Here is a 24,552-nt window from a genome sequence, read left to right on the forward strand (position 1 = left end):
GATCGCTCGCCACAGCCGTGCAACCGGTGCTGCAGAGACCCCGGAAGAGCCGCTGGCCGAGTGGGAGCGCGAGCTCCTCGAAGGCAGCAAGGCTGCAGAAGCTCCGGCGGCTGAAGAAGCTCCCGCAGCTGAAGAAGCTCCGGCCGCAGAAGCAACTGAAGCTGCAGCCGAAGAAGGCAAGTAAATCTGGACCTTCCCTAATACCGGTTCCGGTGCTAGGGGCTACTGACAGGATGGCGGCCCACACGGTGGGCGGCCGTCCTGTCAGTCCGTAATCACACAATTTCTAGACAGAGGGGTTCACATGGCGAACTACACTGCTGCTGACATCAAGGCCCTGCGCGAGCGCACCGGCGCCGGCATGATGGACGTCAAGAAGGCTCTCGACGAAGCCAACGGCGACGCCGAGAAGGCCATCGAGATCATCCGCATCAAGGGTCTCAAGGGCGCTACCAAGCGCGAAGGCCGCTCCACTGCTGAGGGCCTGGTTGCTGCCAAGGTCACCGGCGGCGTGGGCGTAATGATCGAGGTCAACTGCGAGACCGACTTCGTCGCCAAGGCTGACAAGTTCATCCACTTGGCCGACCGGGTTCTCACCATTGCAGTCGAGTCCGGCGCTGCCGACCTCGAAACCCTGCTGGCCACCGAGGTTGACGGCAAGCCGCTTTCCGAGATCGTCGTCGAAGAGGGCGCTGTCCTCGGCGAGAAGGTCGTCGTACGACGCATTTCCCGCGTTGAAGGCGCCACGGTTGACGCTTACCTGCACAAGACCTCCAAGGACCTCCCGGCCCAGGTCGGCGTTCTGTTCGCTGTTGACGGTGAAGGCGAAGCTGCTGCTACCGCCGCGCACGACATCGCTGTCCACGTTGCAGCCATGGCTCCGAACTACCTGACCCGCGACGACGTTCCCGCCGAGCTGGTCGAGTCCGAGCGCCGCATCGCCGAGGAGACCGCCAAGGCCGAAGGCAAGCCGGAAGCCGCACTCGCCAAGATCGTGGAAGGCCGCGTGACGGGCTTCTACAAGGGTGAAGTTCTGGTTGACCAGGCATTCGCCAAGGATTCCAAGAAGACCGTTGCACAGGTTCTCGAAGAAGCCGGTGTGAAGGCAACTGCAGTCACTCGTTTCCGCGTCGGAAGCTAGTAAGACATGAAAAGGGGTGGTCACTTCGGTGGCCGCCCCTTTTGCATGCACCGGCATTCCCGGGGCGTGCACCGGCCCGGGCGGTATCTGCCTGGGCCCACAGCAAGATAATCTAGCCAGAGTCCACCAACGGGAGGCACCATGGAAACCGTCAACACTGCAATCCAGCCCGAGAAGACCCGCCGTCGTGTACTTCTGAAACTGTCCGGCGAAGTCTTCGGCGGCGGCAAGCTCGGCGTTGATCCGGACACCGTCCGCGCCGTCGCCAAGCAGATCGCTGCCGCCGTCTCCGAGGTCGAGGTGGCAATCGTCGTCGGCGGCGGCAACTTCTTCCGCGGCGCCGAACTCTCGCAGAGCGGCATGGACCGTTCCCGCGCCGACTACATGGGCATGCTCGGCACGGTCATGAACTGCCTGGCACTCCAGGACTTCCTGGAGCAGGCCGGAGTGGAAACCCGCGTCCAGAGCGCCATCACCATGGGCCAGGTCGCTGAGGCCTACATCCCGCGCCGTGCCATCCGCCACATGGAGAAGGGCCGCGTGGTGATCTTCGGTGCCGGCGCCGGACTCCCGTACTTCTCCACCGACACCGTCGCCGCCCAGCGCGCCCTCGAGGTGCACGCCGACGTCGTCCTGATGGCCAAGAGCGGCGTGGACGGCGTCTACACGGCAGACCCCAAGAAGGACCCCACGGCAGAGAAGCTCGAAAAGCTCAGCTACGACGACGCCCTGCGCCGCGACATCCGCGTCATGGACCAGACCGCCATGACCATGTGCAAGGACAACCGCCTCTCCATGGTGGTGTTCGGCATGGAAGGCGAGGGCAACGTCACCCGCGCCATCCTCGGCGAAAAGCTGGGAACCCTGGTCACCCCGTAGCAAGGGCTAGGATATTTCCAGGACCTATTCCGCCTGCAGAGGCGGATCTTTACTGTGTACCGCGGCCCGCGCCCCGGGACGCGACTATTTCTGAGGAGAAACCGTGATCGAAGAAACCTTGCTCGAAGCCGGGGAAAAGATGGACAAGGCTGTCGAGGTGGCCAAGGAGGACTTCGCGACCATCCGCACCGGACGCGCGAACCCGGGCCTCTACAGCAAGGTGATCGTGGAGTACTACGGCACGCCCACGCCGCTGCAGCAGCTGGCCTCCTTCGCGGTGCCGGATGCACGCACCATCCTCATCACCCCTTACGACAAGACAGCACTGCGCGACATCGAGCGGGCCCTGAGCGACTCCGAGGTCGGCGCCAACCCGTCCAACGACGGCACCGTCATCCGCGTGACCATTCCGGAGCTGACCAAGGAACGCCGCAAGGAATACGTCAAGATCGTCAAGAGCAAGGGTGAGGACGCCAAGGTCAGCATCCGCAGCATCCGCCGCAAGGCCAAGGACTCCCTGGACAAGCTTGTCAAGGACGGCGAAGCCGGCGAGGACGAGGGCGCACGTGGCGAGAAGGAACTGGACGCCCTCACCAAGGCCCACGTGGACGGCATCGACGAGCTTCTCAAGCGCAAGGAAGCCGAGCTGCTCGAGGTCTGATGAACCAGGCAGAGCCGGCGCCCGCTGAACGGGTCCCGACACGCGAACGGCGGAAACGCGAAAGGCGCCCGCGGGAAAACCCGACGCCGAAGGCTGGCCGGAATCTTCCGGCCGCCATCGGCGTCGGGCTGGCCATGCTTTTTGCCGTCTTGGGCGGGCTGCTGTTCCTGCCGCTCGGATTCGTGCTGCTGACCACCGGATTCGCGGTCCTGGGCGTCTGGGAGGTTTTCCGCGCCCTTGAAAGCCACGGCACGCGGCTGCCCATCATCCCGGTGATGACCGGCAGCGGTGCCATGCCCGTGGCTGCCTACTTCGGCGGCCTGGAAAGCCTGCTGTTCACCATGCTGGCCAGCAGCGTGGCGGTGCTGCTGTGGCGTTCCATCGAAAGCGCATCCGGTGCCCCGCGAAGCATTTTCGCGGGCGTCTTCACGCTGGCCTGGGTGCCGTTCATGATCAGCTTCGCAGTGCTTCCGCTGCATGCGACAGGAGGCGCCACCCCCGTGGGCCTCTGGCCGCAGGGCATTCCCGTAGGCGTCTGGCAGGTTGTCACCATGCTTCTGCTGGTGGTCTCCAATGACACCTTCGGCTACATTGTGGGCGCACTGTTCGGCAAGCACCCCATGGCACCCAAGATCAGCCCCAAGAAGTCCTGGGAAGGCTTTGCCGGTTCCGTGGCGGGCGCCATGGTCATTGGTGTCCTGGCCTGTCTGCTGTTCCTGGACAAGCCCTGGTGGGTGGGCCTGGTTCTGGCCGTCGGCATGGTGGCCGCGGCAACGGCCGGGGACCTGGCCGAATCCATGGTCAAGCGCGAGCTTGGCATCAAGGACATGAGCAGCATCCTGCCGGGGCATGGCGGAGTGATGGACCGGCTGGACTCCATCGTTTTCGCGGCCCCCGTGGCGTTTGTTCTCTTTGCGCTGCTGAGCGGCGTCTGACACCCCTCATGAAGGATAGGTAGTGGCATTGGATATTCGGCGCCAGATTCCGGCAACGTTCGAGCGCGTGGAGCGTGGCACCTACGGCTACAACGCCAAGCAGGTGGACCAGTTCCTCAAACGGGCCCGCGTGGCGTTCGAGGACCCGGCCCGCACCGCCCACCCGCCTGGCAGTGCCGACGTCCGGGCGGTCACCTTTGACCCGGTCAAGGGCGGCTATGACCCGGCGAGCGTCGACTCGGCCCTGGACCGGCTGGAAGATGCCTTCGCACGCCGCGAACGTGACGAACTCATCAGCCAGCAGGGTGAGGAGGCGTGGCTGCGGGAGATCGGCAAGCTCTCTGGCGTGCTGCGCGGACGCCTGCACCGGCCCGACGGCGCGCGCTTCCGCCACCCCGCCAAGAACTCTGTCCGCGGCTACAACACCGAAGATGTCGACGGGCTGTGCGTCGAACTCATCGGCTACCTCGAGCAGGACCAGCCACTGAGCGTGGACGCCGTCCGGCGGGCGGTCTTCCGCGCAGCCAAGGGACAGGACAGCTACGAAGAGACCCAGGTCGATGCCTTCCTGGACCGCGCCGTCGAACTCATGGCGGCCATCGACTAGCCACAGCCCCGGCCCAGCATGGCCTGGACTGGCTCAGCGTTCGGTGGCCACCGGCCGCTCGGGAACGTGCAGCCTCGTCATGACGCGGACCACGTTGCGGGGCACCCGCTTCCGCGTGGCACGGGACACCAGGACCATGACGGCAAAGGCCGCGGGGACGGTCCAGGCGGCGGGCTGTGCCAGCCATACCGGAGAGTTGCCGGGGCCCAGCAGGGCACTGGAGACCATGGCGCCGCCGCACAGGACCGCACCCGTGGCCATTCCCGCGATGGCACCCGCGTCGCTGAGCCCGCGCCACCAGATCCCCAGCAACAACACCGGGCAGATCGTGGATGCCGTAAACGCGAACACGAGGCCGACGCTCGCTGCAAGGGCCAGCGAATCCGTCAGGAACGCGAAGCCGAGCGGCACGACGGCGGCCAGCAGCGCCGCGAGGCGGAAGCCCCGCACGCTCCCGCCGAGGACGTCCTGGCTGATGACGCCGGCGAGCGAGACCACCAGGCCCGACGTCGTCGACAGGAACGCGGCGAAGGCACCGGCGACCACCAAGGCCGAGAGGAGCTCACCGGCCGTGCCGCCGACCAGCCGGCCCGGCAGCAGCAGGACCAGGGCATCCGCCTGCCCGCTGCGGGCGAGCTCGGGGGCGAACACCCGGCCCAGGGCGCCGGAGATGGTGGGGAACAAGTAGAAGACGGACAGCAGGCCGAGCACTATCAGCGTGGTCCGGCGGGCGCTCTGCCCATCCGGGTTCGTGTAGAAGCGGACCAGGACGTGCGGCAGGCCCAGGGTGCCGAACAGCAGCGCGACCATGAGGGAGATGTTCTGGTAAGGGCCGGCGGCGGGCAGCTGCGTCGGATTGGCCTCCAACCCGGCCGCGGCCTCCGTCTGTCCGCCGGCCAGCACCAACAGCAAAAACACTACGGGCACGGCCAGCGCGGTGAGCTTGAGCCAATACTGGAACGCCTGCACGAAGGTGATGGAGCGCATGCCGCCCGCCACCACCGTCAGGCACACCACCACAACCACCGCCACCGAACCCACCCAGGAAGGCAGGCCGGTGCTGATCCGGATGGTCAGTGCCGCGCCGTGCAGCTGCGGGACGATGTAGAGCCAGCCGACGGCCACCACCACCAGGCTGGTGACCCGCCGTACCGCCTTGGATTCGAGTCTGGCCTCGGTGAAGTCCGGGATGGTGTACGCGCCGGAGCGGCGCAGGGGAGCGGCGACGAACAGCAGGAGCATGAGATAACCGGCCGTGTAGCCCACGGGAAACCACAGGGCATCGGTGCCGGAGAGCAGGATGAGGCCGGCCACGCCCAGGAAACTCGCGGCGGACAGGTATTCGCCGCCGATCGCCGAGGCGTTCCACCAGGGCGGCACTGTCCGCGAAGCGACGTAGAAGTCGCTCGTGGTGCGGGAGATGCGCAGCCCATAGAAGCCGATGGCCGCCGTCGCGAGCGAGACCGCCACGAAGGCCGCAAGGCCGACCGCGGGGTTCACCTGTCCTCCGCCAGATCGCAGTACCGGGCCTCGTTCCGTGCGGCAGCCCGGTTGTACAGCCAGGCGCTGAGGCCGATCACGGGGTAGATGCCCGCGCCGATCAGCAGCCAGTCCAGCGGGATGCCCAGGATCCGGGTCCCGGCAACCCCGGGGCCGAACGCCAGGACCAGGGCGAAGGCCGCCACGATCACGAGGAAGCCGCACGCCACCACGAGCCCGAGCCGGAGCTGGGACCGGATGAGAGATCGGACGAACACCTGGCCGACGTCGGAGTTCTCGGCGAGCTCGCGGGAGTACGGAAGGCGGGCCGGCGCGGCAGCCGAGGACCTCGGGGCCGTGACCCTGACCCGCGTCATCCCTGCGGCCGGATGCGAGTGGCCTGCAGCTTGTCCCGCACTGAGGGCAGGTGGCGGCGGCTGATGGGCAGTTCGGCGCCGGCTACGGTGACGCTCGCACGGGCCGCGGCAAGCTTCAGGTGGCCCACATGGTTCAGTGCGATCAGGTAGGAACGGTGGATCCGGATGAAGCCGGCCTCGGCCCACTGCTGTTCGAGGTCGCTGAGCGGCACCCGGATCAGGTAGCTGGCCTCGGCGGTGTGCAGCCGGGCGTAGTCGCCCTGGGCCTGGACGTAGCTGATGTCATCACGGCGGATCATGCGCGTGGTGCCGCCGAGCTCCACGGTGATCATTTCCGGCGCGGGGGTGCCGTCCTTGAGCAACTCGCTGATGCGGTCCACGGAGCGGGCCAGGCGTTCCGCGCGCAAGGGCTTCAGCAGGTAGTCGATGGCCGCGAGGTCGAAGGCCTCCAGTGCACAGTCCTCGTCCGCGGTGACGAACACGACGGCGGGCGGGTTGCTGCTGCGCGAAATGGCGCGCGCGATGTCCAGGCCGGAGAGGGCCGGCATGTGGATGTCGAGGAAGACGGCGTCAACGCTCTCCCGCTCCAGCGTACGGAGGGCCTCGGCCCCCGAGGATGCCCGGTGGATGGCCCCGATGCGGGCGTCCCGGCCCAGCAGGAAGGCGAGCTCCTCCACAGCGGGAAGTTCGTCGTCGGCGACGAGCACGTTGATCATGATTAAAGACTAGCGCCGGCCTCTCAGGCGTCGTGTCCCGGCTGGGACTTGGGTACGCGCATGGTGATCAGCGTGCCCTCGCCGAGGGCCGTTTCGATGACCAGCCCGTGCTCGTCCCCATAGACCTGGCGCAGCCGCGCGTCGACGTTGCGCAGTCCCACGTGGTCGCCGTCGCTGTGCCCGGCCAGGACCGAGCGCAGATGCTCCGGGTCCATGCCCACGCCGTCGTCCTCGATGGTGACCTCGGCGAACGCGCCGGAATCGTTGGCGCAGATGGTGATGTGCCCGGGGCCTTCCTTGGCTTCGAGGCCGTGCCGCACGGCGTTCTCCACCAGCGGCTGCAGGCTGAGGAACGGGATGACCGTGCTGAGCACCTCCGGGGCGATCCGGAGGCTGACCTGCACGCGCTCGCCGAAGCGGGCCCGCTCGAGCAGCAGGTACCTGTCGATGCAGCGCAGTTCCTCGGCCAGGGTGGTGAAGTCGCCGTGCCGGCGGAAGGAATAACGGGTGAAATCGGCGAACTCCACCACGAGTTCCCGGGCCCGGGCGGGGTCGGTGTTGATGAACGAGGCGATGGCGTTGAGCGAGTTGTAGATGAAGTGCGGGCTGATCTGGGCGCGCAGGGCCCGCACCTCGGCCTCCATGAGGAGGGTCCGGGACGATTCGAGTTCGGCCAGTTCCAGCTGCGCGGCAATCCAGTCGGCCACCTCGCCGGTGGCCCGGACGAGCCCGGCGCCGGCGTTGGGGGCGAAGGCGGCCACCGCGCCCACCACGCGCGAACCGGCCCGGATGGGCGCGATGACGGCGCTGTAGGCGGCGTCGCCGTGGGCGGACTCCTTCGCTGCCGGAATCACGGCCGTCCGTCCGGTGGCCAGGACCTCGGCGGCGAGCCGCATGAGTGAGGGCCGCAGCTCTTCGGCCGCGCCGTCCCAGGCCAGCACGGAGCCGGTGTCCGTGATGGCCAGGGCCTCGCAGCCCAGGAGGGTCCGCAGCTGCTTGCTTGCCTTGGCGGCACCGGCGGGCTGCAGCCCGCCGCGCAGATGCTGCCCTGCGCGCGACGCCGCGTGCAGGGTGTTGTAGGTGGCCCGCTCGGCGTCCGTGCCCAGGTCCCGGAAGGACCGCATCACCTTGAGTCCCACGCCGACGACGACGGCGACGGCCAGGACGATGACGGCGATCGCGGCGACGGTGAAAAGCGGGGAGTCGGGCATAAGTCCAGCGTAACCAATGCGCCGCGGACCGGGCGTGGCATGGCCAGGGCGCCGCCCAACGGCCCCGAAACCCACCGTTGGGCGCAGCATCGTGACCGCTGAGCGACGCTGCCCCGCGCCCCTCTGGAATGCGGCCCGCATCACGTTCGATAGTGATTGCAGTCACATTGGCAGGGCGTGTGGAGCTGATGTGGACAATTCACAATCAGGAGGAACCATGGGCAATGGAGCCCAACACCAGGACGAGACGGCGTCCGTGGACTTCCAGCAAGTCCAGCAGACGGAGCGCTTCAAGGCGCTGCGAACCCGTCACCGCAGCTTTGTCTTCCCCATGGCAGTGGCTTTCCTGCTCTGGTACTTCGCTTACGTTCTCCTGGCCGACTACGCGGTGGGCTTCATGTCCATCAAGGTCTGGGGCAACATCAACGTCGGGCTCGTCCTGGGCCTGCTTCAGTTCGCCACCACCTTCGGCATCACGGCTTGGTACGTCAGCTACTCCAACCGGAAGCTGGACCCGATCGCCGCCGAGATCCGCAACGAGATCGAAGGCCACGAGTTCGACAGGGACGGCAACGCAGTGATGGGGGCAGCGAAGTGAACGGAATGGTCCCTGCGGTCAACGTTGGCGCGCTCAAAGACACCACGCTCCTGAACATGGGCATCTTCGCCCTGTTCGTCCTGGTCACCATGGTGATCGTGTTCCGGGCCAGCCGGAACAACAAGACGGCGGCGGACTACTACGCCGCCGGCCGCTCCTTCACCGGCTCCCAGAACGGCACCGCCATCGCGGGGGACTATCTCTCGGCAGCGTCCTTCCTCGGCATCACCGGTGCCATCGCCATCAACGGCTACGACGGCTTCCTGTACTCCATCGGCTTCCTGGTGGCCTGGCTGGTGGCACTGCTCCTGGTCGCGGAACTTCTCCGCAACACGGGCAAGTTCACCATGGCGGACGTCCTCTCCTTCCGGCTCCGGCAGCGCCCGGTCCGGATCGCGGCCGCCCTGTCCACCCTGGCCGTCTGCTTTTTCTACCTTCTGGCCCAGATGGCCGGCGCCGGAAGCCTGATTTCCCTCCTGCTGGGCATCAGCGACTGGGGCGGACAAGCCCTGGTGATCATCGTCGTCGGGGCCCTCATGATCATGTACGTGCTGATCGGCGGCATGAAGGGCACAACGTGGGTTCAGATCATCAAGGCCATCCTGCTGATCGCCGGCGCCGCCGTGATGACCGCCTGGGTCCTGTCCATCTACGGCTTCAACCTGTCCAATCTGCTCGGCGCGGCCGCTGATGCGGCCAACAATCCGAACATCCTCAACCCGGGCCTGCAGTACGGCAAGTCCGAGACATCCAAGCTGGACTTCATGTCCCTTGGCCTGGCCCTGGTGCTCGGCACGGCAGCCCTCCCGCACGTGCTGATGCGTTTCTACACGGTGCCCACGGCGAAGGAAGCCCGCAAGTCCGTGGTGTGGTCCATCTGGCTGATCGGTCTCTTCTACCTCTTCACCTTGGTCCTGGGCTACGGCGCCGCGGCCCTGGTGGGGGCCGAGACCATCAAGTCCGCCCCCGGCGGCGTGAACTCGGCAGCCCCGCTGCTGGCGTTCCATCTGGGCGGCCCGCTGCTCCTGGGCTTCATTTCCGCGGTCGCCTTCGCCACGATCCTGGCCGTCGTGGCCGGGCTCACCATCACCGCAGCGGCCTCGTTCGCCCACGACATCTACGCCAACGTCATCTCCAAGGGCAAGGCAGACCCCGGCACCGAGGTCAAGGTTGCCCGTAGGACCGTGGTGGTCATCGGCATCCTGGCCATCCTCGGTGGCATCTTCGCCAATGGCCAGAACGTGGCCTTCCTGGTGGCGCTCGCCTTCGCGGTGGCGGCATCGGCCAACCTGCCCACCATCGTCTACTCCCTGTTCTGGCGGAAGTTCACCACGCAGGGCGCCGTCTGGAGCATGTACGGCGGTCTGGCCTCGGCCATCCTGCTGATCACACTTTCCCCGGTGGTCTCCGGTGCCAAGACGTCCATGATCCCCGGCGCCAACTTCGCGGTCTTCCCGCTGAGCAACCCCGGCATCGTGTCCATCCCGCTGGCGTTCTTCCTCGGCTGGCTCGGCACCGTGCTGGACAAGCGGCGCGAAGACCCCGCCAAGCAGGCCGAGATGGAGGTCCGTTCCCTGACCGGAGTGGGCGCCGAAAAGGCCGTGGACCACTAACCGGAAACGGCAGCACGAAGCCCTCCCGCATCCTGGTGCGGGAGGGCTTCGTTGTGCCCGGCGGCGAGCGATGGAGGGCGCTGCGCGGGGCTGGCTCAGTGGCGGGCTGGCTCAGTGGCCGTGGCCCGGGATTGCCCGCTCCACCATATGCCCGCCGTGCGGGAAGGCATGCTGGCCGGCGAAAGATGCGGCGAGTCCCGGCGTCGCGATCGCTGAAACCACGACGGCGGCAGCAAAGGCGGCGCCGAGCAGCGCACCGGCGTGCAGGGGAGTCGCGGCCGTGTCGCCATCGGCTGCTTTACCACCGGACGGTCCGGCGCCCTGTCGGCGCAGCCAGGCTGCCGACCCCAGAGCCAGGAGCGCCAGGAAAAAGGCGGCAAGGTGCCCGGCGTCGAGCAGGTGCAGTTTCATTCCCACGGCCAGAGCCATGAGGTGCACAGCTGCGGACGCTGCAAGGGCCGCGGCCGCAGGTGCCGCGAAACGGATCCGGCCGCCGTGCAGGCCCAGCAGCGACCACAGCAGAAGCGACAGGCCCCAGATCAGCCCCAGCGTTCCCGCTGCCGGATGCAGGCCGGCCGGGACGAGGGGCCCGGAAGCCTGCCCCTGGCTTCCGGCAAGGTAGCCGGCGGCCAGGGACAGTTCCACCATCCCGGCCGCCATCCCGGCAAAGCCTGCCAGCAAGGTGACGGCCGCCCCCAAGGTCGGGTCGGGGGCTTTGCTTCCAGGCCTGGTGCTTGGCCCGCCGGCTCAGGCGTGTGCGGTGCGGGCCGGAACCCTGTCCTGGGAAAGCCCGACGCCGAGCAGCACCACAGCGCTTGCCAGGTGCAGCACGTTGTCCGCGCCGTTCAGCGCGATGATGTTCAGCGAGGAGCCCACCAGGAAGAGTCCCAGGATGCCGACCAGCAGGTACACGCCGCCCACGCGCATGGTCCGAACCTTCCGGTGGGGCCGGGTGAACCCGGCCGGTCCTTGGAGCCCCGGGCGGGGCTCTCACCCAGTGATTCGGAGCATGCTCCGGCTTGGATGGGTGTGATTTTCAGCCGGTTTCGTTGCGCCTACAGCACCGCGCGCTGGTTTCAGCCCGCTGCGGAGCGCAGGCCGAGCAGCGGCTGGACGCGGTAAGGGATCATTTCCCGCATGGCCAGGGCGGTATCGGTCCGTTCGACGCCATCGCAGGCAAGGATCTTGCCGTTGATGCGGTACAGGTCCTCGGCATCCAGGGCCACCACGCGCAGCAGCAGATCGGCGGAGCCTGTCAGGCCGAAACCCTCCAGGATCTCCGGAATGGCTCCCAGGTCCTGGGCCAGCGAAGCAAGCTTCTGCTGCTGGACGTGCACCGAGATGAAGGCCGTGAGCGGATAGCCCAGGGCCACTGGATTGATGCGCCGTTCAAAGGACAGGAACGCATGCTTCTTTTCGAGTTGCGCCATGCGGGCCTGCACCGTGTTCCGCGACAGTCCGAGCTTCTGGGCCAGAGCCACAACAGTGCCGCGCGGATCCTTCGCCATGGCCGAAAGCAGGCGTTTGTCAGTGACATCCAAGGGTTGCATAATGCGCAAGATTAGCACGGAGTAGCGAGCTCAAACAGTGCACGATGCTCAACTTCTACGCAGGTGGTTGTGCCCATTGAGCGTTGTGAGTAGGGTCACAATTATCCCGGGCGAGGGCGCCCGGGGCTGGTTTGCGCGGGTCCACGAGGCCTGCAGGATCCGGCGAAAACGACGCGGAAGGTATGGATCACCTGTGTTGACGGACGAGGTGGGCAAGGGCGCCACAAGCGCCTCACGCCCTGCATACAGTGCAGACAATCCCCTGCGGTCGGGCGGCAGCCTGATCCAGTTGATTACCCCCAGGGGCGAACGCATCAGCCATCCCGAATTCGACGTCTGGGTCAAGGACGTCAGCGACGAGCAGTTGGGCTCGCTGTACGAGGACATGACTGTCATCCGGCGCATCGACGCCGAGGCAACCGCACTCCAGCGCCAGGGCGAACTGGCCCTCTGGCCGCCGCTGCTGGGGCAGGAAGCGTCTCAGATCGGCTCCAGCCGGGCCCTGCGCGAGGACGACTTCGTGTTCCCCAGCTACCGCGAGAGCGGCGTGGCCTACGTCCGTGGCGCAGAACTCGCCGAGATTGCCAAGGTCTGGCGCGGCAACGCCTCCTACGGCTGGGATCCCCAGCGCATCAAACTGGCCACCCCGCAGATCATCATCGGTTCCCAAAGCCTGCACGCCACCGGTTACGCGATGGGCATCCAGCACGACGGCGCGGACTCGGTAGTGATGGCCTACTTCGGCGACGGCGCCACGAGCGAGGGCGACGTCAGCGAGGCCATGGTGTTCGCCGCCAGCTTCCAGGCTCCCGTGGTCTTCTTCTGCCAGAACAACCACTGGGCCATTTCCGAGCCGGTGCGGCTGCAGTCCCACGTCCAGATCGCGGACCGCCCCAACGGCTTCGGTATTCCCAGCATGCGGGTGGACGGCAATGACGTCCTGGCCGTGCTGGCGGCCACGCGTGTGGCCCTTGACCGTGCGCGCAAGGGCGGCGGGCCCACCTTCATCGAGGCAGTCACCTACCGTATGGGGCCGCACACCACCGCGGATGACCCCACCCGGTACCGGGACCCCAACGAGCTCGAGGACTGGGCCGCCAAGGATCCCATCGCCCGGCTCAAGGCCCTGCTCGACTCCAAGGGCCTGTTGACCGAGCAACTGGAAGCCAAGGTGCAGGCCAAGGCGGACGCCGTCGCAGCCGAGTTCCGCGCCGGCTGCATCGACATGCCGGATCCCGCGCCGCTGGACGTCTTCAACCACGTGTACAGCACGCCCAACTCCTGGATCGAACGCCAGAAGGACCACTACTCCCGCTACCTGGAAAGCTTCAGCGGATCTGCCGAGGAAGGTGCACTCTGATGTCCACACTGACTTTTGCCCGGGCAATCAACGCAGGACTGCGCAAATCCCTCGAAAGCGATCCCAAGGTGGTCCTCATGGGTGAGGACATCGGCACGCTCGGCGGCGTCTTCCGCGTGACCGATGGCCTCCAGAAGGATTTCGGCACCCACCGCGTAGTGGATACCCCGCTCGCGGAGTCCGGCATCATCGGCACCGCCGTGGGCCTGGCCTACCGTGGCTACCGGCCGGTCTGCGAAATCCAGTTCGACGGCTTCATCTACCCGGCCTTCGACCAGATCGTCAGCCAGGTGGCCAAGATGCACTACCGCACCCAGGGCCGCGTCAAGATGCCCATCACCATCCGCGTGCCGTTCGGCGGCGGCATCGGCTCACCCGAACACCACTCCGAATCGCCGGAGGCCTACTTCACCCACACCTCCGGCCTCCGCGTCATCAGCGTGTCCAATCCGCAGGACGCGTACACCATGATCCAGCAGGCCATCGCCTCGGATGATCCCGTGCTGTACTTCGAACCGAAGCGGCGCTACCACGACAAGGGCGAGGTGGACGAGACGGCGGAGCTTGCCACCGCACTCTCCATGGAAAAGGCCCGGGTGGTCAACACCGGGAGCGACGCCACGCTGGTGGCCTACGGTCCGCTCGTGAAGACGGCCAGGGACGCCGCACTGGCTGCCGCCGACGAGGGGATTTCCGTGGAAGTCATCGATCTGCGCTCGCTTGCCCCGATCGATTTCCCCACCGTGGAGGCCTCCGTGCGCAAGACCGGCCGCCTGGTCATCACACACGAAGCCGCGCAGTCCGGTGGGCTGGGCGCGGAAATCGCGGCCAGCATCACCGAACGATGCTTCAACTACCTCGAGGCAGCGCCGGTGCGGATCACCGGTTTCGACGTGCCCTACCCGTACTCCAAGCTCGAGATGCACCACCTGCCGGATCTGGACAGGATCCTTGACGGTGTTGACCGGGCCCTGGGCCGTCGCAACTCGCTGAGCGGACTGGAAGGATGAGCGCCACCATGATCAAGGAATTCAGGCTGCCGGACCTCGGCGAGGGGCTCACCGAGTCGGAGATCCTGAGCTGGAAGGTGGCGGTGGGGGACACTGTCACGCTCAACCAGGTCATCGCCGAGGTGGAGACCGCCAAGGCCGTGGTTGAGCTGCCCTCACCCTTTGCAGGCGTCGTGACTGCCCTGCACGAACAGCCGGGAACCATTGTCGAGGTCGGCAAGCCGATCGTCTCCTTCGAGGTCGACGACGCCGGATCCGGCACTGCCACCGGCGGCAGTGCCGCTCCGGTTGCCGAAGCCGTGGGGGCTCCGGCGAAGCGGGAACCGAATCTGGTGGGCTACGGCGCAGTCGTCGAGGCATCGGGCCGCCCCGTACGGCGCCAGCGCGCGCAGAGCGGCGCGGCCGCCGCGCTCGCCGAACAGTCTGCACCAGCGCAGCCGCTGCCGGCCGCCACGCCCGTGGACGAGCCACTCGACGCATTGTCGGCAGGGGAGCGGCCGCGGTCCACGCCGCCGGTCCGCAAGCTGGCACGGGATCTGGGCATTGACCTTCAGATGGTCACGGGAACTGGTCCGGCCGGGCTCATCACCCGCGCCGATGTGCAGAACTTCGTGGACGCAGCAGCCGCCGGGACGCCTGCGGTTCCGGCCGCCGTCGGGGTCCCGGGCGTTCTTCCGGGCGAGCGTGAGACGCGCACTCCCATCAAGGGAGTCCGCAAGTTCACGGCCGCCGCCATGGTGCAGAGCGCGTTCACGGCGCCGCATGTGACCGAATTCCTAACGGTTGATGTCACGCCCACCATGGAGTTGCTGGCGCGGCTCAAGGCCAGCAAGGGGTTCGAAGGTTACAAGCTCACGCCGCTGACCATTGCGGCCAAGGCTGTGCTGGTTGCGCTGCGCCGGAACCCGACGCTGAACTCGCGATGGGATGAGGCAGCCCAGGAGATCGTCCAGTTCAACTACGTGAACCTGGGCATCGCCGCCGCCACGCCGCGTGGCCTGACCGTGCCGAACATCAAGGACGCGGACCGGATGACGCTGCTGGAGCTCTCCATGGCGCTGTCCGAACTCACGGACACGGCGCGTGCGGGCAAAACCTCGCCGGCGGAACTGTCCGGCGGCACCATTTCCATCACCAACATCGGCGTTTTCGGCATCGATGCGGGCACTCCCATCCTGAACCCGGGCGAGGCCGCAATCGTGGCCCTGGGCTCGGTGCGGAAAGCGCCGTGGGTGCACAACGATGAACTCGCGGTGCGCCAGGTGATGTCGCTGAGCCTGTCCTTCGACCACCGCATGGTGGACGGCGAGCAGGGCTCCCGCTTCCTTACGGACCTGGGTGCGATCCTGGCCGACCCCGCGATAGTCATGACAATGCTGTAGCTTCGGCCGCTGCCCACCGCAGCGCAGCGCGAACGGGCAGTTGATGCCCTCAAACCCGGGTTTGGGTGGCATTAGCTGCCCGTTCGTGCGCTCAGGACGACGCCGTCAACTCAGGACGACGTCGTCAGGGCGGCGATGGCCATGCGCTCCAGGATGGTCCGGGCCGACTTCGCCGCGATCCGGCGGCCGTGGTTGCGCACCGAGTGGGGCGTGGAGTTGATGAGGCCGAAAGCGGCGTGGGCACGGACCCGAAGCTCGGAAATGTCCGTGCCCACATGGAGCTTTTCGAGCACCCCCACCCAGACTTCGACGTAGAGACGCTGGAGATGGCGGACCTCGGTCTCGTCTTCTTCCGTAAGGCTGTCCAGGTCGCGGTCCTGGACCCGGATGACCTCCGGGTTGCTCAGGGCAAAGTCCACTTGGAAACGCACCAGTTCGTCCAGGGCCGCGCGGGGGTCGGTGACTTCGGCCGCGACCCGCATGCCGCCGTCGAGCAGTTCCCGGCTCACGCTCAGCAGGAGTTCACCCAGCACGGCCTGCTTGCCGGGAAAGTGCCGGTAAACGGCGGGGCCACTCACGCCCGCGGCGGCACCGAGGTCCTCAAGCGACACGCGGTTGAAGCCCTTTTCGGCGAACAGCCCGGCCGCCGCGGTCAGCAGGGCCTTGCGGCGGATTTCCTTGGCCCTGCCGCGCTGGGTTGAGGCAGCCTGGATCGAGGCGCCCTGCGTCGAGGCAACTTGGGTCGAGGCGCGCTGGACGGCGTCGGGCCTGGCCTCTGGGACTCCGGTCACGCTTCCTCCTCGTTCTCGTGTCCTGGGCGTCGTGTGCTGGACTTCACAGTTAATAGAGACTAACCTAAATTCCAGTTACAGGACACTAACCGAAATGGCCGTTTGGGTACCAGCGGCCGGGAATGGGATGCGGGTCAATGGAGACTATTGCCAATCTGCCGGGTTCCGCCAGCGGCACCTTCGAGGCCAACCGGGAAGCCCAGGAGGCGCTCGCTGCGGAGTTGCGGGAGCGCCTGGCGGCGGCTGCCCTGGGCGGCCCGGCGAAGTCCCGGGAGCGGCATGTTGCCCGGGGGAAGCTGCTGCCGCGGGAGCGGATCGACTACCTGCTGGACGAGGGCAGTCCGTTCCTGGAGATCGCGCCGCTGGCCGCGGACGGCATGTACGACGGCGATTCCCCTGGGGCGGGGGTCATTGCCGGGATCGGCCTGGTGCACGGCCGGCATGTGCTGGTGATTTCCAACGACGCCACGGTCAAGGGCGGCACCTACTACCCGATGACGGTCAAGAAGCACCTGCGCGCCCAGGAAATCGCCCTGGAGAACGGGCTGCCCTGCATCTGCCTGGTGGACTCCGGCGGCGCGTTCCTCCCCAAGCAGGACGAGGTCTTCCCGGACAAGGAGCACTTCGGCCGGATCTTCTACAACCAGGCAAAGATGTCCGCGGCGAAGATCCCGCAGATCGCCTCCGTCATGGGCTCCTGCACCGCCGGCGGCGCCTACGTGCCCGCGATGAGCGATGAGACGGTGATCGTCCGGAACCAGGGCACCATCTTCCTGGGCGGTCCGCCGCTGGTGAAGGCCGCGATCGGGGAAATCGTCACGGCCGAGGAACTCGGCGGCGGCGAGGTCCACACGCGCATCTCCGGCGTGGCGGACCACCTGGCCGAGAACGACGCCCATGCCCTGGAAATTGTCCGGAACATCGTTGCCACCCTCCCGCCGCCGGCCGCCCCGGCCTGGGACGTAGCCGACGTCGTCCTGCCGCCGCTCGCGGACCCGGCCGAACTCTACGGCGTGGTCCCGGTGGACGTGAACGCCTCCTACGACGTTCGCGAGGTCATCGCCCGGCTGGTGGACGGCTCCGAATTCCACGAGTTCAAAAAGGAATACGGCGCCACCCTGGTCACCGGCTTCGCCCGGCTGCACGGGCACCCGGTGGGGATCGTGGCCAACAACGGCGTCCTCTTCAGCGAATCCGCCCTCAAGGGCGCACACTTCATCGAGCTCTGCGACCAGCGCGGCATCCCGCTGCTCTTCCTGCAGAACCTCTCCGGCTTCATGGTCGGCAAGGACTACGAACACGGCGGCATCGCCAAGAACGGCGCCAAGATGGTCACCGCCGTCGCCACCGCCCGCGTCCCGAAACTCACCGTGGTGATCGGCGGCTCCTTCGGTGCCGGGAACTACTCCATGTGCGGGCGCGCCTACAGCCCCCGCTTCCTGTGGATGTGGCCGGCTTCCCGGATCTCCGTGATGGGCGGCAACCAGGCCTCCTCGGTGCTGGCCACCGTCAAGCGCGAACAACACGAAGCCGCCGGCCGGGACTGGTCCGCCGCCGAGGAAGAGGCCTTCAAAGCCCCGATCAAACAGCAGTACGAGGAACAGGGCAGCCCCTACTACTCCACCGCCCGGCTCTGGGACGACGGCATCATCGATCCGGCGGACACGCGCCGAGTCCTGGGCCTGGCCCTGGACGTCGTCTCCCGCCAGCCCCTGCCCGATACCGCCTTCGGCCTTTTCAGGATGTGACCCGATGACTTCAACTAACCGGATCTCCGAGGCGGCGGCACCGCCCTTTGACACCGTCCTTGTCGCCAACCGCGGCGAGATCGCCTGCCGCGTCATCCGTACCCTGCGCTCACTGGGCATCCGCTCGGTGGCCATTTACTCGGATGCGGACGCGTCCGCCAAACACGTGGCCCTGGCCGACCTGGCCGTCGGCATCGGCGGGACCGCCCCGTCCGAGAGCTACCTCCGCATCGACGCCATCATCGAGGCCTGCCGCCGGACAGGGGCACAGGCCGTGCACCCCGGCTACGGCTTCCTGGCCGAAAACGTGGAGTTCGCCAAGGCCCTCGACGCCGCGGGGATCACCTTCATCGGCCCCGGCATCGAGGCCATCGACGTCATGGGCGACAAGATCCGTTCCAAGAACCACGTCATGGACTTCGGCGTTCCCTGTGTCCCCGGCATCGCCGAACCCGGCCTCAGCGACGAACAGCTGATCGCCGCCGCTCCCGGCGTCGGCTTCCCGCTCCTGATCAAGCCCTCGGCCGGTGGTGGCGGCAAAGGCATGCACATCGTGGAACGGCTGGACGACATGGCCGCGACCCTGCTGACGGCCCGCCGCGTCGCGGCCTCGGCTTTCGGCGACGACACCCTGTTCCTGGAGCGGCTCGTCCAGGCACCGCGGCACATCGAGGTTCAGGTCCTGGCCGACAACCACGGCAACGTCGTTCACTTCGGCGAGCGCGAATGCTCCCTGCAGCGCCGCCACCAGAAAGTGATCGAGGAAGCGCCGTCGCCGCTTCTGGAGTCACTGAACGACGGCGGGGCCACCCGGGCGCGGATCGGCGAGGCCGCCTGCAACGCCGCCCGCAGCGTCCACTACAGCGGCGCCGGCACCGTGGAATTCCTGGTCTCGGACAACGCCCCGGACGAGTTCTTCTTCATGGAAATGAACACCCGCCTCCAGGTGGAGCACCCCGTCACGGAAATGGTCACCGGCGTGGACCTTGTCGAATGGCAGGTGCGCATCGCCGCCGGTGAGGTGCTCACCGTCGCACAGTCCGACGTCGTACTCACCGGCCACGCCGTCGAGGCGCGCGTCTACGCGGAGGTCCCGGAACGCAACTTCATGCCGTCCATCGGCCAGGTCCTCGCCCTGGACGAACGCGGCACCATCTTCGATGCCTCCGGCGTTGACTACAACGACGGGCTCGATCCCGCGACGGCAGACCCGGACGTGCGGATCGACTCCGCCATGCGCCCGCGGCTGGAGGTCACGGGCGACTACGACCCCATGCTCGCCAAGGTCATCGCCTGGGGACCGGACCGCAAGGCCGCCCTCGACAAGCTGGACAGCGCGCTGGGCCGCTACACGCTGCTCGGGCTGGACACCAACGTCGAGTACCTCCGCCTGCTGATCAACGACGGCGACGTCCGGGCCGGACACCTCGACACCGGCCTCATTGACAGGAAGCTGCCGGAGCTGCAGTTCCGCCACGCCGGCGACGCCGAGCTGATTGCCGTGGCCATGACCGCCTGGCTGGACCGCGAAGGTTCCACGCTGGCCGGCGACGCCTGGCGCACCCCGGACGCATGGCGGGTGGGCGGCCGCGCCCCGTGGACCGTCAGCTTGGGCCTGCCCGGCGGAACCGTCTCCACGGTGTCCGTGGTGGGGCAGGACGGGCTTCAGCGTGGCGGACCCCGGCCGGGCCACGCCATGGTCCGGGTGGACGGCGGGGCCGAGCACCGCGTCCTGGTTCTTGGCCGCTCCGCCTCCAGCGTTGACCTGGAGATCGACGGCGGCCGGGTCCGGTTCGCCCTCGGTGGGACGCCGGGCCGGGCATCGGTCGGGACGCCGGGCGGCCACCGCGGAGTCCGGGAGGTCTTCCTCGGCAACGACGGCTGGTCCTGCCGCCTTGAGGTCCTTGACCGCGAAGTCCGGCTGCATCGCGTCCTGGCCGGCATCCAGCGGGAGGAAGGCGCGGCCGATCCCGAAGTCCGCTCGCCCATGCCCGGCACGGTGGTCTCCGTCTCCGTTGCCAACGGCGACGCGGTGGAGGCCGGGCAGGTCCTGCTCGCGGTGGAGGCCATGAAGATGGAGCACCAGCTGGTGGCCTCCGTGTCCGGCACCGTGCACCTGACCATCAAGACCGGAGACCTGGTGAAGGCCGACCAGGTCCTCGCCACCATCCATGTGCCCGAAGGCACGCCCGATTCAGCAGCCAACGCCAGCGAAACAGCAGCCAACACCAGCGCAGCAGCCAACACCAGCGCGTCCATCGGCGCCGAGAACGACAAGGAAGTCTGACCGTGGTCAATTTTGAACTCAGCGAGGAATACCAGGACCTCAGCGACTCCGTCCGCGAGTTTGCCGACGAGGTGGTTGCCCCTGTTTCCGCCAAGCACGACGAGGAACACAGCTTCCCGTACGACGTGATCAAGCAGATGGGCGAGATGGGCCTGTTCGGCCTGCCGTTCCCGGAGGAACTCGGCGGCATGGGCGGGGACTTCTTCGCGCTGTCCCTGGCCCTGGAGCAGCTGGGCCGCGTGGACCAGTCCGTGGCCATCACCCTGGAAGCGGGCGTCTCCCTGGGCGCCATGCCCATCTACCGCTTCGGCACGCAGGCCCAGAAGGAAGAGTGGCTGCCGAAGCTGGCCACAGGACAGGCCCTGGCCGGCTTCGGCCTGACGGAGCCCGAGGCGGGCTCGGACGCCGGGGGCACCAAGACCAATGCGCACCTTGAGGACGGCCAGTGGGTGATCAACGGCAACAAGGAGTTCATCACCAACTCCGGAACCGACATCACCCGGCTCGTCACCGTCACCGCCGTCACCGGCCAGCACGAGCGCAAGGACGGCAGCATCAAGAAGGAAATCTCCACCATCCTGGTGCCCACCGACACGCCCGGCTTCAAAGCCGAAAAGGCCTACAACAAGGTGGGCTGGAACGCCTCGGACACGCACCCGCTGACCTTGGCCGACGTGCGCGTTCCCGAAGCCAACCTGCTCGGCCAGCAGGGCCGCGGCTACGCGAACTTCCTGTCCATCCTTGACGAGGGCCGCATCGCCATTGCCGCCCTGGCCACCGGCGCGGCGCAGGGCTGCGTGGATCTCTCCGTCAAATACGCCAAGGAACGCAGCGCATTCGGCCAGAACATCGGCAAGTACCAGGCCATCCAGTTCAAGATCGCGCGGATGCAGGCCCGGGCCCACTCGGCGCGCCTGGCCTACTACGATGCAGCTGCCCGGATGCTGGCCGGCAAGCCGTTCAAGACCGAGGCCGCCATCGCTAAGATGATCGCAGGTGAGGCAGCCATGGACAACGCGCGGGACGCCACCCAGGTGTTCGGCGGCTATGGCTTCATCAACGAATTCACGGTGGCCCGCCACTACCGCGACTCCAAGATCCTGGAGGTCGGTGAGGGCACCACCGAGGTCCAGCTGATGCTCATCGCCCGTGATCTCGGGCTGTAGTACCGGACTGTAGCTCTACCGCTCCCGGCGGCCACCACCGCCGGGACCGGCCCCCCGGCTGGAAGGATCGACGATGATTGACAAGGTGGTAGCCAGCGCCGCGGACGCGGTGAAGGACATCCCCGACGGCGCCTCGCTCGCCGTCGGCGGTTTCGGGCTGTGCGGCATTCCGGTGGCGCTGATCGACGCACTCCATGAGCAGGGCACCAGGAACCTCGAGACGGTCAGCAACAACTGCGGCGTGGACGACTGGGGCCTGGGGATCCTGCTCAAGGACGGCCGGATCCGCCGGACCGTCAGCTCCTACGTCGGGGAGAACAAGGAGTTCGCCCGCCAATACCTGGCCGGGGAGCTGGAAGTCGTCCTCACCCCGCAGGGCACCCTGGCCGAGAAGCTCCGGGCCGGCGGGGCCGGCATCCCGGCGTTCTTCACCGCGGCGGGCGTCGGGACCCAGGTCTCCGAGGGAGGGCTGCCGCAAAAGTACGACGCCGGCGGCGCAGTGGCGGTCGCATCCTCGCCCAAGGAGGTCCGCACCTTCAACGGGGCCGACTATGTGCTTGAGGAGTCCCTGACGCCCGACTTCGGCCTGGTCCACGCCTGGAAGGGGGACCGGCACGGCAACCTCGTGTTCCATGCCACCGCGATGAACTTCAACCCGCTCTGCGCCATGGCAGGCAAGGTCACCATCGCCGAGGTCGAAGAACTCGTGGAACCGGGGGAACTGGACCCCGAACACATCCACGTTCCCGGCATCTTCGTGCAGCGGGTTGTCCTCGCCCCGGATGCCGGGAAGCGCATCGAGAAGAGGACGGTGGCGCTTTCGGCCGCGTCCGCGTCGGGCACCACCGAGCAGGCAGGAGCATAGCCATGGAACCGAACAGCCTCCAGGATGTCCCGCCCCGGCCGGAAGCGGTCAGACACGAGTACCGTCTCGCCGCCGTCGAGCATCCGGAGACCAAAGGCTGGACCCGCAACGAACTGGCCGCCCGCGTGGCGCAGGAACTCAGCAACGGCCAGTACGTCAACCTGGGCATCGGCATGCCCACGCTGATTCCCAACTACATTCCCGCCGGCGTGGAGGTGGTCCTGCATTCGGAGAACGGCATCCTGGGCGTGGGGCCCTACCCGGCGGAGGATGAGGTCGATGCCGATCTGATCAACGCCGGCAAGGAGACTGTCACCGTCAACAAGGGCGCGGCGTTCTTCGACTCCGCACTTTCCTTCGGGATGATCCGCGGCGGGCACGTGGATGTGGCCGTGCTCGGCGCCATGGAGGTGGCCGCCAACGGGGACCTGGCCAATTGGATGATCCCGGGCAAGATGGTCAAGGGCATGGGCGGTGCCATGGACCTGGTCTTCGGAGCCAAGAAAGTCATTGTGATGATGGAGCACGTGGACCGGAACGGGAATCCGAAGATCGTGGAGCGCTGCACCCTGCCGCTCACGGGCAAGGGCTGTGTGGACCGGATCATCACCGATCTCGCAGTGATCGATGTGACCCCGAACGGTTTGGTGCTCCGCGAGCTCGCCCCCAACGTGTCGATTGAGGAGCTGGCAGCTGCCACCGGTGCCGAGCTCTTCGAAGAGGACCAGGAACTGACCGTATGACGGCGCCGGAACCCCAGCAGAGGGTGATCGAACAGCGCGGCCTGTACTTCGACGAGCTCGAGGAAGGCGTGGTGTACGCGCACCGGCCCGGCCGCACGGTCACCGAAACGGACAACGTCCTGTTCACCACCATGACCATGAACACCCAGGCCCTGCACCTGGACGCTGCCTGGAGCGCCACCCAGCCCTTCGGCCAGCGGCTGGTGAACTCCATGTTCACGCTTGCCACCCTGGTGGGGCAGTCCGTGCCCCAGCTGACCCAGGGCACCATCATTGCCCAGCTCGGCCTGGAGAGCGTCACGTTCCCTCACCCGCTCTACCACGGCGATACGCTGTATACGGAGACGGTGGTCACCGGGAAGCGGGCTTCGGAATCGCGTCCCGGCCAGGGCATCGTCACCATGCAGCACACCGGCCGGAACCAGCACGGGGACGTGGTGGCGCTGGCCACCAGGAAATGCCTGATGTGGATGAAGGATGCCCACCGTGCCTCGGCCGCCGCCGCGGGCAAGACCGACTAACACAAGTTCAGACACCATACGCAAGGATCCACGATGCCCTCCTCCGAGTCCGGAACCGCCGTCACCGAGGCGGCCTTCACCATGGGCCCCGCACTGCTCTTTTGCCCCGCGGACCGGCCCGAACGCTTCGGCAAAGCAGCCGAACGCTCCGACGCCGTCATCCTGGACCTCGAGGACGCCGTCGCGCCCGCTGACAAGCAACGGGCCCGCGGCGCCATCCTCGCGCAGCTGGGATCAGAGGGGGAAAGCGCCGAACTGGATCCCAGCCGCACCATCGTGCGGATCAACCCGGCCGGCACGGAGGAGTTCACCAAGGACCTGCACTGCCTCGCGCACACCCCGTATCGCACCGTGATGCTGGCCAAGGCCGAAAGCGCCGCGCAGCTGAGGGAACTTGCCGGCTACCGGGTGGTTGCCCTATGCGAAACGGCCAAGGGCATCGTCAATGCGGCCGCCATTGCGGCCGAGCCGAACGTCGTCGCCCTCATGTGGGGCGCTGAGGACCTGATCGCCTCGCTGGGCGGCACGTCCAGCAGGACCGACGACGGCGGGTACCGTGCCGTCGCGCTGCACGCCCGTTCCACGGTGCTCCTGGCGGCGAAGGCGGCCGGCAAGGAAGCCATCGACGCCGTCTACGTCGATATCCCGGATCTTGAAGGCCTGGCGGCCGAATCCCGCGACGCCGTTGCGAGCGGCTTCGGCGTCAAGGCCTGCATCCACCCCAGTCAGGTGGCTGTTGTCCGGGAAGCCTACGCACCCTCGCCCGAGGCCTTGGCGGAGGCCAAGGAACTTCTCGCGGCTGCGGCGGCCGCAGGCAGCGGCGTCTTCCAGTTCAAGGGCAAGATGATCGACGGCCCTATCCTCAAGCACGCCGAGGCGACGCTGCGCAGGGCCGTATGACGGAAGCAGCCA

Annotated in this window: 24 protein-coding genes and 2 pseudogenes; 18 read left to right on the top strand and 8 right to left on the bottom strand. The window is 67.3% G+C overall.

The features are described from left to right. From J1902_RS05025 to J1902_RS05050, 6 genes and pseudogenes are all read left to right on the top strand, one after another. A pseudogene (locus J1902_RS05025) lies at positions 1–184 on the top strand (30S ribosomal protein S2); the annotation flags it as partial. A 120-nt stretch (positions 185–304) separates the two neighbouring features. Beyond that, positions 305–1,141 carry a translation elongation factor Ts gene (gene tsf, locus J1902_RS05030; protein WP_207615160.1) on the top strand — a complete coding sequence of 279 codons (837 nt, stop codon included), beginning with the start codon at positions 305–307 and terminating at the stop codon, positions 1,139–1,141. Positions 1,142–1,282: 141 nt separating this feature from the next. After that, positions 1,283–2,020, top strand: a complete 738-nt coding sequence (pyrH, locus tag J1902_RS05035; RefSeq protein ID WP_207615161.1) for a UMP kinase — start codon at positions 1,283–1,285, stop codon at positions 2,018–2,020. 103 nt (positions 2,021–2,123) lie between these two features. Further along, positions 2,124–2,681 carry a ribosome recycling factor gene (frr, locus tag J1902_RS05040; RefSeq protein ID WP_207615162.1) on the top strand — a complete coding sequence of 186 codons (558 nt, stop codon included), beginning with the start codon at positions 2,124–2,126 and terminating at the stop codon, positions 2,679–2,681. After that, on the top strand, positions 2,681–3,616 hold the full coding sequence (locus tag J1902_RS05045) for a phosphatidate cytidylyltransferase (RefSeq protein WP_207615163.1): 936 nt from the start codon (positions 2,681–2,683) through the stop codon (positions 3,614–3,616). Before frr ends, J1902_RS05045 begins: the two co-directional genes overlap by 1 nt. A gap of 22 nt (positions 3,617–3,638) precedes the next feature. Next, complete coding sequence (locus J1902_RS05050) at positions 3,639–4,223, top strand: DivIVA domain-containing protein (RefSeq protein ID WP_207615164.1); 585 nt, start codon at positions 3,639–3,641, stop codon at positions 4,221–4,223. Positions 4,224–4,256: 33 nt separating this feature from the next. Here the strand turns inward: J1902_RS05050 and J1902_RS05055 are convergent, their stop codons facing one another. From J1902_RS05055 to J1902_RS05070, 4 genes are read right to left on the bottom strand one after another with little or no spacing between them, the layout of a single operon-like run. Beyond that, on the bottom strand, positions 4,257–5,723 hold the full coding sequence (locus J1902_RS05055; protein ID WP_207615165.1) for a sodium/solute symporter: 1,467 nt from the start codon (positions 5,721–5,723) through the stop codon (positions 4,257–4,259). Continuing rightward, complete coding sequence (locus tag J1902_RS05060) at positions 5,720–6,079, bottom strand: DUF485 domain-containing protein (protein WP_207615166.1); 360 nt, start codon at positions 6,077–6,079, stop codon at positions 5,720–5,722. Before J1902_RS05060 ends, J1902_RS05055 begins: the two co-directional genes overlap by 4 nt. Further along, entirely contained in the window at positions 6,076–6,795 is a 720-nt protein-coding gene (locus tag J1902_RS05065; protein ID WP_207615167.1) for a LytR/AlgR family response regulator transcription factor, read from the bottom strand. Before J1902_RS05065 ends, J1902_RS05060 begins: the two co-directional genes overlap by 4 nt. Before the next feature lie 23 nt (positions 6,796–6,818). Beyond that, on the bottom strand, positions 6,819–8,006 hold the full coding sequence (locus J1902_RS05070) for a sensor histidine kinase (RefSeq protein WP_207615168.1): 1,188 nt from the start codon (positions 8,004–8,006) through the stop codon (positions 6,819–6,821). A 217-nt stretch (positions 8,007–8,223) separates the two neighbouring features. Here J1902_RS05070 and J1902_RS05075 point away from each other — a divergent pair, with 217 nt between their 5' ends. Both J1902_RS05075 and J1902_RS05080 read left to right on the top strand, forming a co-directional pair. Next, positions 8,224–8,604: a DUF485 domain-containing protein gene (locus J1902_RS05075; RefSeq protein ID WP_207615169.1), complete on the top strand. Its 381-nt coding sequence runs from the start codon at positions 8,224–8,226 to the stop codon at positions 8,602–8,604. A gap of 5 nt (positions 8,605–8,609) precedes the next feature. Further along, entirely contained in the window at positions 8,610–10,217 is a 1,608-nt protein-coding gene (locus J1902_RS05080) for a monocarboxylic acid transporter (RefSeq protein ID WP_207615285.1), read from the top strand. Positions 10,218–10,328: 111 nt separating this feature from the next. On the opposite strand, the gene J1902_RS05085 is transcribed toward J1902_RS05080, so the two are convergent. The 3 genes and pseudogenes from J1902_RS05085 to J1902_RS05095 form a co-directional block, all read right to left on the bottom strand. Further along, complete coding sequence (locus J1902_RS05085) at positions 10,329–10,865, bottom strand: hypothetical protein (protein ID WP_242701629.1); 537 nt, start codon at positions 10,863–10,865, stop codon at positions 10,329–10,331. 99 nt (positions 10,866–10,964) lie between these two features. After that, a pseudogene (locus tag J1902_RS05090) lies at positions 10,965–11,138 on the bottom strand (DUF4383 domain-containing protein); the annotation flags it as partial. A gap of 155 nt (positions 11,139–11,293) precedes the next feature. After that, positions 11,294–11,767: an Lrp/AsnC family transcriptional regulator gene (locus J1902_RS05095; protein WP_207615171.1), complete on the bottom strand. Its 474-nt coding sequence runs from the start codon at positions 11,765–11,767 to the stop codon at positions 11,294–11,296. Between the two features lie 193 nt (positions 11,768–11,960). Here J1902_RS05095 and pdhA point away from each other — a divergent pair, with 193 nt between their 5' ends. Genes pdhA through J1902_RS05110 form a run of 3 tightly spaced genes read left to right on the top strand, consistent with a single transcriptional unit; the run spans position 11,961 to position 15,519 of the window. After that, complete coding sequence (gene pdhA / locus J1902_RS05100) at positions 11,961–13,127, top strand: pyruvate dehydrogenase (acetyl-transferring) E1 component subunit alpha (protein ID WP_207615172.1); 1,167 nt, start codon at positions 11,961–11,963, stop codon at positions 13,125–13,127. Further along, positions 13,127–14,137, top strand: coding sequence for an alpha-ketoacid dehydrogenase subunit beta (locus J1902_RS05105; protein WP_207615173.1), 1,011 nt, complete (start codon positions 13,127–13,129; stop codon positions 14,135–14,137). The genes pdhA and J1902_RS05105 overlap by 1 nt, the downstream gene beginning before the upstream one ends. Continuing rightward, positions 14,134–15,519, top strand: coding sequence for a dihydrolipoamide acetyltransferase family protein (locus J1902_RS05110; RefSeq protein ID WP_207615174.1), 1,386 nt, complete (start codon positions 14,134–14,136; stop codon positions 15,517–15,519). The genes J1902_RS05105 and J1902_RS05110 overlap by 4 nt, the downstream gene beginning before the upstream one ends. Before the next feature lie 110 nt (positions 15,520–15,629). On the opposite strand, the gene J1902_RS05115 is transcribed toward J1902_RS05110, so the two are convergent. Then, complete coding sequence (locus tag J1902_RS05115; protein WP_207615286.1) at positions 15,630–16,232, bottom strand: SACE_7040 family transcriptional regulator; 603 nt, start codon at positions 16,230–16,232, stop codon at positions 15,630–15,632. 215 nt (positions 16,233–16,447) lie between these two features. Between J1902_RS05115 and J1902_RS05120 the strand changes: the two genes are divergently transcribed. The 7 genes from J1902_RS05120 to J1902_RS05150 all read left to right on the top strand — a co-directional run bounded on the left by J1902_RS05120 (position 16,448) and on the right by J1902_RS05150 (position 24,540). Beyond that, positions 16,448–18,058: a carboxyl transferase domain-containing protein gene (locus J1902_RS05120; protein ID WP_207615175.1), complete on the top strand. Its 1,611-nt coding sequence runs from the start codon at positions 16,448–16,450 to the stop codon at positions 18,056–18,058. 4 nt (positions 18,059–18,062) lie between these two features. Further along, on the top strand, positions 18,063–20,345 hold the full coding sequence (locus J1902_RS05125) for an acetyl/propionyl/methylcrotonyl-CoA carboxylase subunit alpha (RefSeq protein ID WP_207615176.1): 2,283 nt from the start codon (positions 18,063–18,065) through the stop codon (positions 20,343–20,345). Between the two features lie 2 nt (positions 20,346–20,347). Beyond that, positions 20,348–21,511: an acyl-CoA dehydrogenase family protein gene (locus J1902_RS05130; RefSeq protein WP_207615177.1), complete on the top strand. Its 1,164-nt coding sequence runs from the start codon at positions 20,348–20,350 to the stop codon at positions 21,509–21,511. Between the two features lie 73 nt (positions 21,512–21,584). Further along, on the top strand, positions 21,585–22,376 hold the full coding sequence (locus J1902_RS05135) for a CoA transferase subunit A (RefSeq protein ID WP_207615178.1): 792 nt from the start codon (positions 21,585–21,587) through the stop codon (positions 22,374–22,376). A gap of 2 nt (positions 22,377–22,378) precedes the next feature. Then, entirely contained in the window at positions 22,379–23,119 is a 741-nt protein-coding gene (locus J1902_RS05140; RefSeq protein ID WP_242701630.1) for a CoA transferase subunit B, read from the top strand. Beyond that, positions 23,116–23,640 (top strand): MaoC family dehydratase, encoded by a 525-nt coding sequence (locus tag J1902_RS05145; RefSeq protein WP_207615179.1) that lies wholly within the window; start codon positions 23,116–23,118, stop codon positions 23,638–23,640. The genes J1902_RS05140 and J1902_RS05145 overlap by 4 nt, the downstream gene beginning before the upstream one ends. Before the next feature lie 33 nt (positions 23,641–23,673). Continuing rightward, positions 23,674–24,540 (top strand): HpcH/HpaI aldolase/citrate lyase family protein, encoded by an 867-nt coding sequence (locus J1902_RS05150; RefSeq protein ID WP_242701631.1) that lies wholly within the window; start codon positions 23,674–23,676, stop codon positions 24,538–24,540. Positions 24,541–24,552: the final 12 nt, after the last annotated feature.

The sequence above is a fragment of the Arthrobacter cavernae genome (assembly GCF_017368795.1).
Lineage (GTDB): Bacteria > Actinomycetota > Actinomycetes > Actinomycetales > Micrococcaceae > Arthrobacter > Arthrobacter cavernae.